The sequence below is a fragment of the Nocardia sp. No.11 genome, from assembly GCF_038752175.1.
In the GTDB taxonomy this organism is placed as follows: Bacteria; Actinomycetota; Actinomycetes; order Mycobacteriales; family Mycobacteriaceae; genus Nocardia; species Nocardia canadensis.
Genome location: NZ_JBCGFB010000011.1, coordinates 50,229 through 66,191 on the forward strand (window position 1 = coordinate 50,229; position 15,963 = coordinate 66,191).

19 protein-coding genes are annotated in these 15,963 nt (G+C 69.3%); 7 read left to right on the forward strand and 12 right to left on the reverse strand.

The window, feature by feature from the left end; all coding sequences use genetic code 11:
• Positions 1–6: 6 nt before the first annotated feature.
• A complete protein-coding gene (locus tag V8688_RS05800) occupies positions 7–663 on the reverse strand; it encodes a class I SAM-dependent methyltransferase (protein ID WP_316574933.1) in 657 nt (218 codons plus the stop codon).
• Between the two features lie 86 nt (positions 664–749).
• On the opposite strand from V8688_RS05800, the gene V8688_RS05805 reads away from it, so the two are divergent.
• Complete coding sequence (locus V8688_RS05805) at positions 750–896, forward strand: DUF1059 domain-containing protein (RefSeq protein WP_218720563.1); 147 nt, start codon at positions 750–752, stop codon at positions 894–896.
• 5 nt (positions 897–901) lie between these two features.
• On the opposite strand, the gene V8688_RS05810 is transcribed toward V8688_RS05805, so the two are convergent.
• From V8688_RS05810 to V8688_RS05855, 10 genes are all read right to left on the reverse strand, one after another.
• Positions 902–1,477 carry a hypothetical protein gene (locus V8688_RS05810; RefSeq protein WP_316574934.1) on the reverse strand — a complete coding sequence of 192 codons (576 nt, stop codon included), beginning with the start codon at positions 1,475–1,477 and terminating at the stop codon, positions 902–904.
• 16 nt (positions 1,478–1,493) lie between these two features.
• Entirely contained in the window at positions 1,494–1,631 is a 138-nt protein-coding gene (locus V8688_RS05815) for a hypothetical protein (protein ID WP_342800343.1), read from the reverse strand.
• A gap of 29 nt (positions 1,632–1,660) precedes the next feature.
• Positions 1,661–2,449, reverse strand: a complete 789-nt coding sequence (locus V8688_RS05820) for an MlaD family protein (RefSeq protein ID WP_342800344.1) — start codon at positions 2,447–2,449, stop codon at positions 1,661–1,663.
• Positions 2,446–3,525, reverse strand: a complete 1,080-nt coding sequence (locus V8688_RS05825; RefSeq protein ID WP_342800345.1) for an MlaD family protein — start codon at positions 3,523–3,525, stop codon at positions 2,446–2,448. Before V8688_RS05825 ends, V8688_RS05820 begins: the two co-directional genes overlap by 4 nt.
• Positions 3,522–4,628, reverse strand: a complete 1,107-nt coding sequence (locus tag V8688_RS05830; protein ID WP_342800346.1) for an MlaD family protein — start codon at positions 4,626–4,628, stop codon at positions 3,522–3,524. Before V8688_RS05830 ends, V8688_RS05825 begins: the two co-directional genes overlap by 4 nt.
• Complete coding sequence (locus V8688_RS05835; protein ID WP_342800347.1) at positions 4,625–5,548, reverse strand: MlaD family protein; 924 nt, start codon at positions 5,546–5,548, stop codon at positions 4,625–4,627. Before V8688_RS05835 ends, V8688_RS05830 begins: the two co-directional genes overlap by 4 nt.
• 86 nt (positions 5,549–5,634) lie before the next feature.
• Entirely contained in the window at positions 5,635–6,633 is a 999-nt protein-coding gene (locus V8688_RS05840; RefSeq protein WP_342800348.1) for an MlaD family protein, read from the reverse strand.
• Entirely contained in the window at positions 6,633–7,679 is a 1,047-nt protein-coding gene (locus tag V8688_RS05845) for a mammalian cell entry protein (protein ID WP_342800349.1), read from the reverse strand. Before V8688_RS05845 ends, V8688_RS05840 begins: the two co-directional genes overlap by 1 nt.
• Positions 7,680–7,683: 4 nt before the next feature.
• The gene (locus V8688_RS05850) at positions 7,684–8,550 is read right to left on the reverse strand and encodes an ABC transporter permease (RefSeq protein ID WP_342800350.1); all 867 of its coding nucleotides are present in this window, start codon (positions 8,548–8,550) and stop codon (positions 7,684–7,686) included.
• Positions 8,550–9,602 (reverse strand): ABC transporter permease, encoded by a 1,053-nt coding sequence (locus tag V8688_RS05855; protein ID WP_342800351.1) that lies wholly within the window; start codon positions 9,600–9,602, stop codon positions 8,550–8,552. The genes V8688_RS05850 and V8688_RS05855 overlap by 1 nt, the downstream gene beginning before the upstream one ends.
• Before the next feature lie 158 nt (positions 9,603–9,760).
• On the opposite strand from V8688_RS05855, the gene V8688_RS05860 reads away from it, so the two are divergent.
• The 6 genes from V8688_RS05860 (at position 9,761) to V8688_RS05885 (ending at position 15,487) form a co-directional block, all read left to right on the forward strand.
• Positions 9,761–10,966 (forward strand): cytochrome P450, encoded by a 1,206-nt coding sequence (locus tag V8688_RS05860; RefSeq protein WP_218720501.1) that lies wholly within the window; start codon positions 9,761–9,763, stop codon positions 10,964–10,966.
• Complete coding sequence (locus V8688_RS05865; RefSeq protein WP_316574940.1) at positions 10,966–11,766, forward strand: SDR family oxidoreductase; 801 nt, start codon at positions 10,966–10,968, stop codon at positions 11,764–11,766. The genes V8688_RS05860 and V8688_RS05865 overlap by 1 nt, the downstream gene beginning before the upstream one ends.
• The gene (locus V8688_RS05870; RefSeq protein ID WP_218720503.1) at positions 11,763–11,984 is read left to right on the forward strand and encodes a ferredoxin; all 222 of its coding nucleotides are present in this window, start codon (positions 11,763–11,765) and stop codon (positions 11,982–11,984) included. The genes V8688_RS05865 and V8688_RS05870 overlap by 4 nt, the downstream gene beginning before the upstream one ends.
• Positions 11,984–12,535, forward strand: a complete 552-nt coding sequence (locus tag V8688_RS05875) for a nuclear transport factor 2 family protein (RefSeq protein WP_218720504.1) — start codon at positions 11,984–11,986, stop codon at positions 12,533–12,535. The genes V8688_RS05870 and V8688_RS05875 overlap by 1 nt, the downstream gene beginning before the upstream one ends.
• Positions 12,536–12,540: 5 nt before the next feature.
• Positions 12,541–13,851, forward strand: coding sequence for a hypothetical protein (locus tag V8688_RS05880; RefSeq protein WP_342800352.1), 1,311 nt, complete (start codon positions 12,541–12,543; stop codon positions 13,849–13,851).
• A 25-nt stretch (positions 13,852–13,876) separates the two neighbouring features.
• Positions 13,877–15,487: an acyl-CoA synthetase gene (locus tag V8688_RS05885; protein WP_342800353.1), complete on the forward strand. Its 1,611-nt coding sequence runs from the start codon at positions 13,877–13,879 to the stop codon at positions 15,485–15,487.
• 3 nt (positions 15,488–15,490) lie between these two features.
• On the opposite strand, the gene V8688_RS05890 is transcribed toward V8688_RS05885, so the two are convergent.
• A complete protein-coding gene (locus V8688_RS05890) occupies positions 15,491–15,814 on the reverse strand; it encodes a DUF4333 domain-containing protein (protein ID WP_342800354.1) in 324 nt (107 codons plus the stop codon).
• Positions 15,815–15,963: the final 149 nt, after the last annotated feature.

The following is a 15,963-nucleotide window of genomic DNA, read 5'->3' on the forward strand; positions in this document are numbered from 1 at the left end:
GCGAGCTCAGCCGCAGGCGGCGATCCGCTGGAGGATGCGCAGCGAGCCGGTCACCGAGAGCTCGCGGAACTTGCCGCTGTCGAGGGCCCGGCGGTAGATACCGAACGGGGCCTGCCCACCGTCGGCGGGGTCGGGGAAGACGTCGTGGATCGCCAGCAGTCCACCGCCCGCGACCCAGTGCACCCAGTTGTCGTAATCGCGCTGGGCGGCTTCCTCGGTGTGGCCGCCGTCGATGAAGAGCATGCTGAGCGGGGTCCGCCAGATGCGGGCGGCCGCGGCGGAGGATCCGATGATCGCTATGACGGTGTCGGTCAGGCCGGCCCGAATCATGGTGCGCCGGAAGGCCGTCACGGTATCGAAGACGCCCGTCTCGGGGTCGACCAAACCGGTGTCGTGATACTCCCAGCCCGGCTGGTGCTCCTCCGAGCCCCGATGATGATCGACGGTGAAGACGGTCGCGCCGGTCTCGCGTGCCGCGGCGCCGAGATAGACCGCCGACTTGCCACAGTAGGTGCCGATTTCGAGAATGGTTCCCGTGCCCGCGTAGTCGCGGGCGGCGGTGTACAGCGCGCGCCCTTCGTCCGCCGGCATGAATCCGGTGGCCTGCTCGGCGAGCGCGAACAGCGCACCGGCCTCGGCGGAGAGCTCGTCTACGGGTCCCATGACTCACGCTAACACAGCGATTGGAATAGACTCCGGACTACTGTCCAGCAGATCGCCGGGCGGTGACCGGCACAGGAGAAACCGTGATGAAGACTCGCCTCAACTGCCCCTGCGGTACCCAGATCAACGCCGACAACGAGGACGACCTGGTCGCCCGGACGCAGGCGCATCTGGCCGAAAATCATCCCGACCACGACTACACGCGCGACGAGATCCTCTTCATCGCCTACTGACCGCGCTACTTCTTCGGCAAGCTGTTCTGCAACCCGCCCACTTCGGTGATCGTCCAGCCCGCGTTGCGGTCGATGGTCAGCGAGTAGGTGACGGTGGCGGCCGCGCCACCGGGATTCTGGGCGCTCGTGGAGACGACCGTGAAATAGGCGTTGACCTTGTAGATCCCCCCGGACTCCGAGACGACCGTCGCCGAGAGCGGAGTCGCGGTGGAGGTCCATTGCAGCGGCAGCAGGATCTGTTCGAGCTGCGGTGCGGTGGCGTCGAACTTCGCCGTCAGCTGCGGCGCGGTGCCCGCGCGCAACCGGCCGAACCACGCCGTGACGTCGCGGTAGTCGATCGTCGACGCGCCGACACCGTAGTCGATCGCGATGCGCTCGGCGTGCCGCTCGTCGGCCGCGCGGGCGTCGCGGTCGGCGAGCGTGGACCGGGCCGAGAAGTACAGCACGGCGAAGGTGATCGTCGCGACGGTGAGTCCGCCGATCGCGACGGCCACCAGGATGCTGGACAGCCGCAGCGATACCGTCCGCGGCGCCTGCCGACCGCTGTCGGTGGTGGTGGGTTCCGCTGTCGCTGTGCTCATGCGCTGTCCTTCGTCGCTATTTGACGGCGATGCGGAAGTGCACCGTGCCGTCGGGGCCCACACTCTGCAGGGCCTGGTCGATCAGGGTGCTGACGTCGATCGCGGGGGCGCGGTGCACGGCGTCGGTCACCACCGGGTCGAGCACCTGACCCAAGGGTTCGATGCTCGGCCCGATCTCGGTGATCAGCTCCGTGAGACGGGCCAGGAACGGGACGAGCCCGTCCCGGTGACGTAGTCGTCCAGCGGACGGCTTTCCACGAGCGCCGAGCCCGATTCGACGATCGCGCTCAGGGTGACGCCGAACTCGCCGAACTTCGGGCCCGCGGCGCCCAACGACGGTCCCAGCCAGGCCATGTCGCCGCCGAGAGCCTGGATGTCGGCGAACAGCCCCCGGATCGCGTCGGTGCGGCTGAGCAGTGTCGCGGCGAGCAGATTCGAGGATCGGTGCAGCGTCTGCCGCGCCGCGTCGGTGCCCGCGAGCGCGCGGTCGAAGGTGTCCACCAGGCGCGCGATCACTTCGGGCCGAATCTGTGCGAGCAGGTCGACCAGCTTCGCGGACAGGGCGGTGACGGTCATCGGCAGGTGGATCCGATCGGTCGGGATCACCTGTCCGTCCTCGAGATACGGCCCGGCACCGGAGTCCGGCGCGAATACCAGATAGGGCTCCCCGAGCGCCGACAACTGCTCGATCCGGACCGTGCTCGACAGCGGAATCCGCCGGCTGCTGTCGATCCGCAACGCCACCCGCACACCACTGGCCTGCTTGCGCACCGCTTCGACCCGGCCCACTCGAACGCCCGCGAGCAGCACCGGCGCGTTCGGCACCAACCCGCCCGCGCTGTCGAGGGTCATCTCGGCGGTGAGGAAGTCCCGTCGCGGGTCGAAGCCGAGCACGCCGAACGACATGTAGGCGACGCCGAGGATAAGCACCGCCGCGATAGCCGACAGTGATACCACCGCACGCAGATTCATCGCACCGCCCCGATCATCCGCAGGGTGTCGACGATGCGGCCGGTGCGATCGCCCGAGGTGAGGCCGGGCGCCCCGGTGACGCCGACGTCGACCAGGTCCACCTTCGGGCCGCGGGTCGCGAACGGCACGAGCTCGGTATTGATCAGATCGATGAGGGTCTGCATGTTCGACGGCGACGCGGTGTCGAGGGGGCTGCCGCCGAACAGCACGGGCACCACGGCCCGGGTGGTGTCGTCGAGCGAGGACAGCAGCGGGCCGAGCCACTGCGCGCTCGGCGCGACCGGGCCGAGCGCGGTGAGCACGAAGATGACGCCGATCTGGGCGTTGACGGCGTCGGTGGTGTGGTCGACGCCGTAGGGGGTGAGCAGTTCGCCGAGCATCGGCAGGTTCTGTCGCAGGCCGTCCTCGACCGTCGCTTCCATCCCGTCGAGCAGGGCGTCGACCGAGTCGAGGTGCGCGCCCAGATCCGACAGGTCGGCGCCGAGCACCCCGGCGATCCGGGCGGTGTCGCGCGGATCCTCGGGCAGCAGCCCGTTCGCGGTGCGCAGGATGCTCTGGAAGTCGGTGACCGCGCCGCTGCCGAGGAACGTCGACAGACCGGCCAGGATGTCCTCGATCGGTGGGGCCTGAGTGGTGTCGGCCAGGGGGATGGTCGCGCCGTCGGTCAGCGTGCCCGCGGTGTCGCCGCCCGGCTCGCCCAGCGCGATATGGACGTCGCCGAGCGGTGTCTCCTGGCGCAGCACGGCGGTCGTGCCCACCGGCAGCCGGACCGACTGCCGGATCTCGACATCGGCCACCGCGTACCCCGGCCGCGCCGCCATCTCCGGGGTGGCGGCCACCGGGTCGACCAGGGCGACCCCCGTCAGCCTGCCCACCCGCACGCCCGCCGCGATCACCTCGGCGCCCTGCGGCAGATTCAGCACGTCGGCGAACTCGATCCGCAGGCGATAGGTCGGGCCGCCGACGCCGGTGCCGGGCACCGGCAGGTCGGCGGGCTGAAAGCCACATCCGCTGCCCGCCAGCGTCATTCCCGCGACCAACAGAACGCCGAGGGCCCGGCGCCGGATGCGTGTCATCGTGTACTCACCCCCGCGAGTAGGACCGGCAGTGCCGGAATCGTCACCACACCCTCGGCCGAGGTCTGACAACCCTGCCCGGTGACGGCCTGCACCGCCGCGCAGATCCGCGCCGAGTCCGGCGGGGCCGGTGCGAGTTTCGGTGGCGCGTAGCCGATGGTCAGCTGTCCGCTCACCGGATCGACCGCACCGGCGAATCCGCCGGCCAGCACGGGAGTCCGCGCGATCACCTCGGCGAGCGAGGAGACACCCGCCGCGATCATGCGCGACAGCTCGGGGACGGAGTCCAGCGCGCGCAGCGCGGGCGAACCGAACATCATGACGACGTCGTTGAGCTGGGGCAAGAGCTCGGCCAGCGTGTCGACGATCTGGATGATCGGTGGGAACGCGATGGTGACGATGTCGTCGAAGGTTTGCGGCAGCCCCGACACCGTGGTCTCCACCTGCGCCCAGCCGTGGCGTGCCCGCTGGGCGAGCGCGCTGAGGGCGTCGAGCAGCTGTCCGAGGTGCCCGATGGCCGCGTCCGGTGCCGACAGCGCCCGGCTCAGCGCGAGGATCAGGTCGTTGAGCTGGTCGCCCGTGCCGGTGGTGGCGCGATCGAGCGCGTCGAGTCCGGCGCCGACAGCGGTGCGTTGGGCGGGATCACCCGAACCGTTGAGTTGATCGGCGAGGCCGGCCAGGGCGTCGAAGGTCTGCGAGAGGCTCTTGGGTGTCAGGGTTTTCGTGATGCACGCGCCGCCCGAGGCCAGGCCGGGTCCGGCCGGTTCGTCGCCGATGAGGGCGAGCCGCCGATCGGCGATCAGGGTGTCGCTGACCGTCACCGCCCCCACGTCGGCCGGGAGTGTGCGATCGGCGCGCACGGTGAACTCGACCCGCGCCGACACGCCGACGACGCTGATCCCGGTGACGCGACCGACGGGCACGCCAAGGACGGTCACCGCGCTGCCCTCGTAGAGCCCGATGCTGTCGGGCAGGTCGGCGCAGTAGGCGCGCATCGGCGGATGCGGTGTGCTCAGCCGCAGACCGAGCGCCCCCGCCAGCACCACGACGACCACGACCGCGGCCGACATCAGCCCCCGTGACCCCAGGATCGACTTCGTCAACACGCGCCTCCTGGCAGCGGAATGCACAGCGCGGGAACCGGAAGGGTGGCCGTGGACTGGTCGATGGTGATCCCGCCGCCCGCGGGCAGCAGCGGTGCCAGCCGGTGCTGGAGCGCGCGCACGGCATCCAGCAGCGCGCCGAGCCGGGCGCCGAGCTGCTCGAGCGGGGGAATCGCGTCCGCCAGCGGTTGGACGCGCTGCTTCAGCGAGGCGTCCCACGCCCGCCCCAGCGGCGTCACGTCGTGCAACACCACGGCGAGATCGCGCAGGGATTGCGCCACCTGCACCTTGTTGGTCTGGATGATCTGCTCGAGCGTGCCCAAGGTGATCAGCAGCCGCGCCAGCACCCCGGCATTCGTGTCGAGCGCGGACAGATACTCGTCGGCGATGGCCAGGGTGCGGGAGATGTCGGCATTCTGTTCGTCGAGGATCTCGACCACGTCGCCGGCCGCGCGCACCGCCGCGCGCACGGCCTCCGGACTCTGTTCGATCGCGGTCGACAGTGCCGCGAGATCCCGCCGGACGAGGCCGCCGTCGATCCGGCGGACGGGCCGGATCGCATCCTGGAAGGCCTGGGTCAGGTTGTAGGGCACGATGACTCGCTCCCGGGGGATGGCGGCCGCCCCGAGCGGCCGGGTTCCGGCGGGCAGGACGGCGACGTAATAGCCGCCGACGAAGGTCAGCATCCGGATGTCGAGGGTCGTCTGGTCGCCGAGGAAGGCGTCCGCGCGGACGGTGAACTCCATCCGGACCCGGTCGGTGAGCAGCGTCAGCGACCTGACCTTGCCGACCGGGATGCCGGCCAGGCGCACATCGTCGCCCGGCCGGACCGAACCCGCCTGGGCGAGCTCGGCCGCATAGGTCCGCTCGGGCGAGGTTCCGGTGACATACACCGCGCCGATCGCGATCAGCAGGAGCACGGCCGCGCAGAGTCCCGCGATCCCCCACCGCAGATCCGCGGCCTGCGGGTCACGAGCCCACCGCCGAACACGGTGCCCGCGCGACACTATCGATGACACAGCACGACTCCCTGTCCGGTCAGCAGTACGCGCAGCGGTTCCGGTGCCTCGGTCGCACCGTGGGTGCAGACCAGGTCGGGCCCGGTCGCCGGAACGGCCTGCGCCATGGCCTGGATCAGCCCGGGCAGGTTCTCGAACGCGGCCACCGCGTCGGCCGGGTCGGCGAACGCGCGCTGGAGGGCGGCGTCGAGATCGCGGTCGCGTTCTCCGGTGACGCCGAGCACGGTGAGCATGCTGCGCAGCGGCTGGAGCACCACCGGGATTCCCGCGGCGAAATCGACCAGTCCGGGCAGCTTCTCGGTGATGGTGACGAAGAGGTTGGTCAGATTGGTCAGCAGCCGCATCGCGTTGCCCGACTTTCCGCCCAGGTGATCGGCGACCTGCGCGAGATTGGCGGCCAGTGTCGACAGGACGGCCTGCCGATCGGAGGCGTAGCGGCTCAGCGTGTCGATGGCGCCCAGCGCTGGGCCGATGCCCGAGCCGTCGCCCTGGATCACGGCGAGAATGCTGGTCGCGAACCGGTTCAGGTCCTCGGGCGACAGCTGCGCCAGGACGGGTTGCAAACCCTTGAACAGTCGGGTGATGTCGAAGTCGGGCACCGTCTCCGCGGTCCCGAAGACCGCGGCCGGGTCGCGCGGACGGCCGGGTGAGTCGGGCGGCCGGAGCTCCAGGTACCGGAATCCGGTGAGATTCTGGTAGCGGATCGCGATCGTGGTGCCGGTGGCCGGCGCGCGGTCCCGGACCACCGTGAAACGCACCCGCGCCAGCGCGCCGTCGAGTTCGACCTCACCCACCTTGCCGATCTGCACGCCGTGCAGGCGCACGTCGTCGCCGCGGCGCAGGCCGGTCGCATCGGTGAACAGCGCTGGGTAGGTATAGGTTTCGCCGTCGACCGGGCGTTCGATCACCCGCAGCACACCGACGAGCACGAGGGCCATCGCGGCCGTCGCCGAGAGCACCCGCAGGAGCAGGGACCGGGTGCTCATCAGCGACCACCCTCAGGCAGCAGGGCGGCCAGCGGCCCGGCCAGCCCCGGCACCACGTCGAGGTCGACGGCGGCGCGCAACACGGGGCCCTGCGGGGTGTCGACGAAGGCGGAGTCCAGCCGCTCGAGCAGTTCGCTCAGCTGCCGCCCGGACCGTTCCGGCGCGCTGATCGAGCCGGACAGCTGATCGAGGACGAGGCTCGTCATGGGTAGCAGGCCGCCGAAGTAGTGCCGCGAGGTACCGAGCAACGCGGTGACGGTCGGCAACAGCTGGTACTGGATATCGGAGAACATCCGGCCGAACTTCGCGAGATGTTCAGGGGTGCTCAGGTATTCGTTGGTGTAGTCGGCGTAGAGCAGGGTCAGGCTACCGGTCAGCATCGGTGGGAGACCGGACAGCGCCGACCCGAACTGGTCGAACAGCATCGACGGTGGCAGCCGCTGGGTTTCGGCGAACGAGCGCGCGGTCGCGCCGATGGCTTCGAGGAGGGGACCGAAGGCAGCGAGGTCGCGGGAGATCGTGGCGAGCAGATCGGCGAGCCGGGGCGTCAGCACCTCGTCGGTGAGCGCGCCGGTGGAGGTCAGCAGGGCCGAGAGGGTGGCGTCGCGCACCCGGTCGGCGGCGCCGACGGTCAGGTCGACGGTCGACCCCTCGGTCAGGGCGACACCGCCGGCGCCGGAGTGGAGTTCGAGGGCGCTGATGCCGAAGAGATTGCCCGGGGCATAGTCCACACTCAGCGTGTTCGTCAGCCCGAACAGCTGAGAGCCGTTCAGCATCAGGCTGATTCGCTGTATCCCCCGGCCCGCCGAGTCGATCGTCCCGACCGACCCGACCCGCACGCCGTCGAGCCGGACCTCGGTCCCAGGACCGACACCGGCACCTACCTGCTCGACCAGCAACTCGACCCGGATCTCCCCGTCGGGCCGGTCCTCGGGCAGTACCCGCCACGCGAGCAGAGCGAGCAACGCGACGATGACGGCGACCGCACCGAGAGCGCGGGCACGGCGAGGTCCGACCTCGGTTCCCGGCAAGGCGTAGGCAGGCATGGCATCACCCGGTGAAGGTCACGGGAGACTGGAATCCCCACAGCACGATCGTGGCGACCATGTCGAGGGCGATGATCGCCACCAGGCTGGCGCGGATCGCCCGACCGGAGCCGATGCCGACACCCTCCGGACCGCCGGTGGCGAAATAGCCCTGGTAGCAGTGGATCAGGACGACAGCCACCGCGAACACCATCACCTTCACGGTCGCGGCGACGACGTCCCAGCCCACCACGAATTGGTCGAAGTAGTGGTCGTAGGTCCCCGAGGGGGTGCCGTGGATCGTGGTGACGATCAGCGCGCAGGAGGCGTAGCTCAGGATCAGCGCGACCACGAACGCCGGTGCCACGGCAATGATCCCGGCGATCACCCGGGTGGTCACGACGAAGGGCATCGACCGGATACCGAGCGATTCGAGCGCGTCGATCTCCTCGGAGATGCGCATGGACCCGATCTCGGCGGTCATCCGGCACCCGGCCTGGGCCGCGAAGCCGATACCGGCCGCGATGGGCGCGAGTTCGCGGGTCACGCCGAAGGCCGAGATCAGGCCGCTGAGCTGACCCAGCGACAGCAGATTCAGCGCGCTGAAGGCCTCGATGCCGATGGAGGCACCCATGGCCGCACCGAGCAGCAGCATCAGCGGCACCACCCCGCCACCGATGATCACCGAGCCGCGGCCCCAGGTCATGTCGGTCACCGTCGCTACCGTCTGGCGGCGGTAACGCAGCAGGGTGTAGGGCACCGAAGACACGACCTGCCAAACGAATCCGAGGACGAACCCGAGCGAGTCGATCGGGGCGAGCGGGTGCACGCGGGCACGCCGCAGCCGCCCCACCCAGCGCAGCCCGACGGGATAGTACGGAGCCGCCGTCATCACGCCATCCTGACCGGGAAGAACAGCGTGACCACCTGGGTGATCACGGTGTTCAGGACGACAACCGCCGCGATCGACATCACCACCGCCGCATTGACCCCGTCGGCCACACCCCGCGGCCCGCCGGTAGCCTCCAGCCCGCGCTGGCAGGCGATGACCACGACCAGGAATCCGAAGAGCAGCGCCTTGACCAACGAGACCCACAGGTCGATCGGCGTCGTGAAGGCTCCGAACGACGACCAGTAGCTGCCCGGTGTCACGTTCAGCGCCGACACCGCGACCACGAACCCGGACGCAACGCCGACGACGATGATCAGGATGTTGAGCAGCGGCGCCACCAGCATCATCGCCGCGATCCGCGGGACGACCAGGCGTCGCACCGGGTCGACGCCCATGACCCGCAGCGCGTCGACCTCCTCGCGGATGGTCCGCGCGCCCAGGTCGGCGGCGATCGCGGCCGCCCCCGCTCCGCCCAGCAACATCGCGGTGGCCATCGGCGCGCCCTGTTTGATGACACCGAGCCCGCCCGCCGCGCCGATCATCGAATCGGCGCCGAGTTCGGACACGATATTGCCGACTTGCGCGGAAACGATGACGCCGAACGGAATGGCCATCAAAATACTCGGCACCGCGGTGACCCGGATGAGAAACCACGCCTGGGCGAGTGTTTCGTGGATCTGGAATCGCCATCGAACCGCGTCCACGATGCCGAGCGACACGGCACTCGCGCCGATGCGCAGGGCCCGGCCGAGGGTGGCCACGCTGGATAGGACGGTGACCGAGAAATTCCGGCGCAGGATCTGTGCGGCACCGGCCTGTTTCGGCTCCGGCAATTCCAGGCCACCGACCCCCACCGCACCGCCGCCGGCCGGTGCGACTTCGCCGTCTACGCGTGCCATGCGGGTGACCGTACCATATGATCTAGACCACATTCCAGACACTGTTCCAGATTCCTGACCAGCTCCCCGCCGAGCCTTCCCAGGCCCGGATCGGGCCCGACCATGCGGTCCGAAAATGTTGATTACCAGCATCTTTGAGGTGACTCTCGCCAAGCGAACCGGGCACGTCGTCGTCGCGATCGTCCGCGAAAGCGTTGTGCCCGGTGCGCGTCGGTGATACCGTCCAGACACATGTCCAGCTACCTGTCTCCTTCGGGTCTCGACCAACCCGACGCTGTCGGAGACATCCGATCGGAACCGGGGTGTTCGCGATGACCAGCGCCGCTGTGGAGCCCGTGTATTTCGATCCGTACGACTATCGATTCCACGAGGATCCGTATCCCACGTATCACCGGCTGCGCACCGAGGCGCCGCTTTATCACAACCCGGATCTCGATTTCTGGGCGCTGTCGCGGCATTCCGATGTCCTCGCGGCATTTCGCGACAACAATCGGCTCTCCAGCGCCAACGGAGTTTCGCTCGACCCGGCGGCGTGGGGACCACACGCGCATCGGGTGATGTCGTTTCTGGCGATGGACGATCCCCGGCACATGCGTATGCGCAGGCTGGTCTACAAGGGATTCACCCCGAAGCGGGTCGCCGAGATGGAAGACCGGATCCGCCAGATCACCCTCGAGCACCTCGAACCCGCCCTCGCGCGGGGGCGCTTCGACTGGATCGACGACGTCGCGGGCAAGCTGCCGATGGACGTCATCTCCGAACTCATGGGGGTGCCGGAGCCGGACCGCGCCGAGATCCGGCGGCTGGCCGATCTGGTGGTGCACCGCGAGGAAGGTGTTCTCGATGTGCCCGCCGACGCGATCGACGCCTCGATCCGGCTGTTCGGGTACTACGCCGACATGGTCGCCCAGCGCCGGGCCGACCCCCGCGACGACCTCACCTCGGCATTGCTCGACGCCGAGATCGACGACGACACCCTCACCGACGACGAGATCATCGGGTTCATGTTCCTGATGGTGGTCGCCGGAAACGAGACCACCACCAAGCTTCTCGGCAACGCCCTCTACTGGGCGGGGGTCGATCCCGTGGAGTACGCCAAGGTCGCCGCCGATCCCGACCTGGTCGCGGACTGGGTCGAGGAGACGCTGCGCTACGACACCTCGAGTCAGCTCGTCGCCCGTACCGCGGCGGTCGACCTCGACTACCACGGCGGCACCATCCCGGCCGGGGCGAAGGTGCTGTTGCTGATCGGCGCGGCCAATCGGGATCCGGCGGCGTTCGACGACGGCGACACCTACCGGATCGACCGCAGCGGCGGCGGCACCCTCGCGAGTTTCGGTGCGGGCGTGCACTTCTGCCTCGGCGCGCATCTGGCCCGGCTCGAGGCGAGCGTCGTGCTCGGCGAGTTCGTGCGGCGGGTGGCGGCCTACCGGATCGACCCGCGGGGCATCGAACGCGTGCATTCGACCAATGTCCGTGGCTTCGCCAAACTCCCCATCACAGTAGAGGTCCGCTAGTGCCCCGATTCGAACCCAACCCCGAACGCAGGCCGGCCCTGGTCGCGGGCGCGTCGTCCGGCATCGGTGCCGCGACGGCCGTTGCCCTGGCCGCTCTCGGCCACCCGGTCGCCCTCGGCGCGCGCCGCGTGCAGCGGTGTGAGGACCTCGCCGCCAAGATCCGCGCCGACGGTGGCGAGGCCTTCGCCCATCACCTCGACGTCACCGATCCCGCGTCCGTGGACGCGTTCGTCACCGCCGCCGAGGACGCCCTCGGACCGACCGAAATCCTCGTCTCCGGCGCGGGCGACATCGAATTCGCGCTCGTCGGCGAGATGGACCCGGAACGGTTCCTGCGGCAGGTGCAGGTGCACCTGGTCGGCGCGCATCGCCTGATCCACCGGGTGCTCCCCGGGATGACGACCCGGCGCCGCGGCGATCTCGTGGTGATCAGCTCCGATTGCGCGGACAACCCCCGGCCACGCAGCGGCGCCTACAGCGCCGCCAAGAACGGGCTCGAGGCGATGGTCGAGCAGCTGCGCATGGAGCTGGAGGGCAGCGGGATCCGGGCGTCACTGGTACGCCCCGGCCCGACACTGACCGGCATGGGCATGGATTCGACGCCGGAGGTCGTCGGCCCGCTGCTGCAGGACTGGAAGGACTGGGGCTTCGCCCGGCATCCGTACATGCTGCGGCCCGAACATCTGGCCGACGCCGTCGCCACGGTGATCTCGGTGCCACGCGGCGCCCACATGGTGCTGGTCGAGGTGCAACCGGAAGCGCCGTTGCGGCCGCTGCCCGAGGGCGGGAGCGCGTCATGAGGATCGTGGTCGACGCGGACCTGTGCCAAGGGCACGGCGTGTGCCAGGACGAGGCGCCCACGATCTTCACCGTGCCCAAGCACGGCACGGTCCAGATCACCGATCCCACGCCCGCCCCGTCGGAACACGGTGCCGTCCAGGCCGCGATCCGCTGGTGTCCCACCCGAGCATTGTCGATCGCCGACGATGCCGACTCCCCACCGAAAGGCACGGACTGATGGCAGGTTTCGAGCGCGCCGAACTCGACGAGATGGTGCGGCGCTGGGTCGTGGAGAACCAGCGGTGCGAGGAGAAGGGCGATTGGAAGCCCCTCGCCGAGATGTACACCATCGACGCGACCTACGGCTGGAACTACGGCCCCACACAGGAATTCATGGCGGTAGGGCGCGCGGAGATCCGCGAACTGGCTCTCGGCCAGGAGATGGCGGGGCTCGAGGGCTGGACCTATCCGTACCAGGAGTTCGTCGTCGACGATCGCAGCGGCACCGTCATCGGATTCTGGAAGCAGATCAACGAGGGCACGCGCGCCGACGGCCGCCACTACTCCCCCGAAGGAATCGGCGGCAGCTGGTTCCGCTACGGCGGCGACTTCCAGTGGTCGTGGCAGCGCGACTTCTTCGACTTCGGCAATGTCTCGGCGATGTTCCTCGACATGATCACCGATCGGGCGCTCTCACCCGGGATGCAGAAGCGGATCGAGCGCTCGGTGTCGAAGGAGCCGCTGCCGGGCTGGTACCGCATCGGCGAATCGCCCGCCTCCCTGTGGTGACGCCGGTGAGCGGATACGACGCACTGTCCAGGGACCAGCTGGCGGTGCTGGTTCCCGAACTGCTGCTGAGCGGTCATCTCATCGACCGATCCGGCATGGCGCACACGATCGCCGCCTTCGGGCGCGCCGGGATGACCGAGGTCGCGATCGAGGAGTGGCAGTTGGCCAGTCCCGTCTACACCCGGCGCATCCGGCGCNCCGGGATGACCGAGGTCGCGATCGAGGAGTGGCAGTTGGCCAGTCCCGTCTACACCCGGCGCATCCGGCGCGCGCTCGGCATCACCGGCGACGGCGTCGAGACGATCTTCAAGGGCCTGCAACTCGACATCGGCGCACCGCCCCAGTTCATGGACTTCCGCTTCCGGGTCGACGACCACGATCACGGGGAGTTCTGGCTCGACCACTGCGGGGCGCTGGCCGATGTCGAACCGATGGGCGAGGAATTCGTGGTCGCGATGTGCCACGACATCGAGGACCCCACCTTCGACGCGACGGCGCTGGCCACCAACCCGCACGCCCAGGTGCGGCCCGTGCACCGACCACCCCGTGTGCCCGCCGACCGCACCCCGGTGTGCGCGTGGACCGTCGTCATCGATGGGTCCCATGTTCCGCCCCCCGCCCCACGCAACGCCGCCCTCGTGGCGAACTCCGAGGCGGCGGGGCTCGTGCTGGCCCCGATCGACCCGGGCGAGAAGGGCATGGGCGACTACGACGGACCACTGCTGAGTGATCTGCGCTTCGGCGACTTCTCCCGGTCGGCCCTGCGCCGGCTGGCCGACGAGATCAGCCTGCAGCACCATCTGCTCACGCTCGGCTTCCTGGTCGCCCTCCGGGAACGCGCCGAGCCGGCGGTCGCGGCCGACATCGCGCGCAAACAGTTCGCCGGGATCGCCGGACTCACCTCGGAGCGCCTCCGCCGCTGCCTGTCACTCGGTGACGACGCCGACGCACTCGCCCTGGTGCTCCGGATCCATCCCGCGCTGAATCCGCTGAGCTACACCGGAATCGACAGCACGGTCACGAGCTCCGGTGTGCGCGTGCGCTTTCCGGCGGTGAGCCCGGCGACCAACGACGGCGCGTGGCCCGCCCTGCTGATCCCGGCGGACTTGCGCCCGCTCGATGCCCTGGTCCGTGGCGTGAACCCCCGGTTCGCCGCGCGAGTCGGCGCGATCGACGAACACGGCTGGACCGCCGAGATCACGTTGGCCGAACAGCCGTTCCGGGAAGCCTCGGAGGTGGCCGTGACCCGTTTCAGCACCGGCGCGAGCTTCGCCTTCACCGACCGCGGGAAACCCCTGCCGCTCACCGTCGTGTGAGCGGACCGCACAGAGATGGACTGAGATGGCCAACAACTTCGCGGACCTGTTCGAGCACTCCGCCGACGCCATGCCCGATCGGGTCGCGCTGATCCAGGGCGATCGCTCGCTGACCTACCGCGAGCTCGACATCCGGGCCAACCGCTTGGCCGACCAGCTGACCAGCACGGGGGTGCGCCGCGGCACGCACGTCGGGTTCCAGATGCACAACAGCATCGAGACCATGGAGACGTTGATCGCCTGCTTCAAACTGGGCGCCGTCCCGATCAACATCAACTACCGGTACGGGCCTGCCGAGCTGGCCTACGTCTATGGCAACGCCGACCTCGACGTGCTGGTGTATCACGCGAGCTACGGCGAGGCCGTGGGCGCGGCGCTGTCTCGCACACCGTCGGTGCGGCAGTCGATCTGTGTCGACGACGACCGGGTGTCCGGCGCTGCCGGCTCCGGCGTCCTCGCGTACGAGACGCTGGTCGAGACCGGAAAACCGTTCCGTCCCAGTGTGCATCGCACCGGCGACGACCTGTTCATGATGTACACCGGCGGCACGACCGGCCTGCCCAAGGGCGTCATGTGGCGGCAGGAGGACATGTGGCGGGTGCTGGGCGGAGGCGTGGACTTCTACACCGGCGAGCCGGTGCGCGACGAGTACCAGCAGTCCGCGACCGGCGCGCACGGGGTGCCTGCCATCTGGTTCGTCCTTCCCCCGCTGATCCACGCCGCGGCGATGATGCCGACCTTCACCGCCCTGTGGTCGGGCAACGCGGTGCTGTTCGAGCCGCGTTTCGACCCGGACGCGGTGTGGCGGGCCGTCGGCACCCACCACCCGCACGTCATGGTGATCACCGGCGACGCCATGGCACGTCCGCTCATCGACGCCTTCGACACCGCCCCGGTGGACGCGTCCTCGCTGCTGGTCATCGCCTCCGGCGCGGCGCTGCTGTCGCAGCCGGTGAAGAACGCGCTGCTGGAGAAGTTCCCCTCGACGATGGTCTCGGACTCGATCGGATCCTCCGAAACTGGTTTCGGCGGAATCGGTTTCGCACAGAAGGACGACAACCCCGCCCGCGGTCCCCGGGTCCAGACCGGTCGCGGCGCGGTGGTGGTCGACGCGGACGGGCGACCGGTCGCGCCGGGTGAGGAGGGCTGGCTGGCCAAGACCGGCGCGGTGCCGCTCGGCTACTACAAGGACCCCGAACGCACCGCGCGGCTGTTCAAGACGGTCGACGGCGCACGCGTCGTGGTCACCGACGACCGGGCCCGCGCCGAGACGGACGGCTCGATCACCCTGATCGGGCGCGGCAACATGGTGATCAACACCGGTGGCGAGAAGGTGTTCCCGGAGGAGGTCGAGGCCGTCGTGAAAGCTCACGACGCGGTCTACGACGCGGTCATCGTCGGGGTCCCGCACGAACGGTGGGGCCAGCAGGTCGCCGCCGTGATCGCCACCGGCCCCGACGCGACCGTGGATTTCGACGCACTGCGCGCCCACATCCGCACCCACCTCGCGGGATACAAGGTGCCCAAACGGATCTGGGTGGTCGACACCATCTCCCGCTCCCCCAGCGGCAAACCCGACTACCGCTGGGCCACCGAGTACGTCGCCGGGCGCGCGGCCGATCACGCGGCCGACTGAGCCCTAATTGGGTGCGTCGGCCACCTCGATGTCGAACTTCGTGTTGTCGCCCTCCACCGAGGTGACCGTGACCTTCACGTCGTAGGTGGCGCCCTGTTCGGTGAGGGTGCACGTCATCGTGGCACCCTGCTCCGCCTTCAGATCCTCAGGACAGGTGACCTCGTCCGGCGTCTCCCCCACCTGGGCCTGGAGTTGGGTGCTGATCTGCTCGGCCACTGCCTCCTTGTCGACGGTGGCGGTGCCGACCGAGACCGAACATCCGGCCGACACCGCTGCCACCGACAGCAAGGCCGCGAGGACGGCGGGAATAGTGCGGATTGTCCTCATGTCGAACCTCACTGTTGCCGAGGGAAGAAAGATTAGCTGTAAAGTTACTCCCGGATTTCCCGTCCGGGCGGAAATCCGGGGCCGCCGTTGTCGAATCGTGCGCTGCGCGGGCGTCGAAAGATCACTCCGCAGTCCTATTCGATGTCATA

What these genes read in the sequence shown, in the direction of transcription:
- V8688_RS05885 (WP_342800353.1), top strand. Translation starts at nt 13,877, where the DNA reads ATGGCCAACAACTTCGCGGACCTGTTCGAGCACTCCGCCGACGCCATG.
- V8688_RS05860 (WP_218720501.1), top strand. Translation starts at nt 9,761, where the DNA reads ATGACCAGCGCCGCTGTGGAGCCCGTGTATTTCGATCCGTACGACTAT.
- V8688_RS05825 (WP_342800345.1), bottom strand. Translation starts at nt 3,525, where the DNA reads ATGACACGCATCCGGCGCCGGGCCCTCGGCGTTCTGTTGGTCGCGGGA.
- V8688_RS05805 (WP_218720563.1), top strand. Translation starts at nt 750, where the DNA reads ATGAAGACTCGCCTCAACTGCCCCTGCGGTACCCAGATCAACGCCGAC.
- V8688_RS05850 (WP_342800350.1), bottom strand. Translation starts at nt 8,550, where the DNA reads ATGACGGCGGCTCCGTACTATCCCGTCGGGCTGCGCTGGGTGGGGCGG.
- V8688_RS05820 (WP_342800344.1), bottom strand. Translation starts at nt 2,449, where the DNA reads ATGAATCTGCGTGCGGTGGTATCACTGTCGGCTATCGCGGCGGTGCTT.
- V8688_RS05845 (WP_342800349.1), bottom strand. Translation starts at nt 7,679, where the DNA reads ATGCCTGCCTACGCCTTGCCGGGAACCGAGGTCGGACCTCGCCGTGCC.
- V8688_RS05840 (WP_342800348.1), bottom strand. Translation starts at nt 6,633, where the DNA reads ATGAGCACCCGGTCCCTGCTCCTGCGGGTGCTCTCGGCGACGGCCGCG.
- V8688_RS05875 (WP_218720504.1), top strand. Translation starts at nt 11,984, where the DNA reads ATGGCAGGTTTCGAGCGCGCCGAACTCGACGAGATGGTGCGGCGCTGG.
- V8688_RS05800 (WP_316574933.1), bottom strand. Translation starts at nt 663, where the DNA reads ATGGGACCCGTAGACGAGCTCTCCGCCGAGGCCGGTGCGCTGTTCGCG.
- V8688_RS05810 (WP_316574934.1), bottom strand. Translation starts at nt 1,477, where the DNA reads ATGAGCACAGCGACAGCGGAACCCACCACCACCGACAGCGGTCGGCAG.
- V8688_RS05890 (WP_342800354.1), bottom strand. Translation starts at nt 15,814, where the DNA reads ATGAGGACAATCCGCACTATTCCCGCCGTCCTCGCGGCCTTGCTGTCG.
- V8688_RS05870 (WP_218720503.1), top strand. Translation starts at nt 11,763, where the DNA reads ATGAGGATCGTGGTCGACGCGGACCTGTGCCAAGGGCACGGCGTGTGC.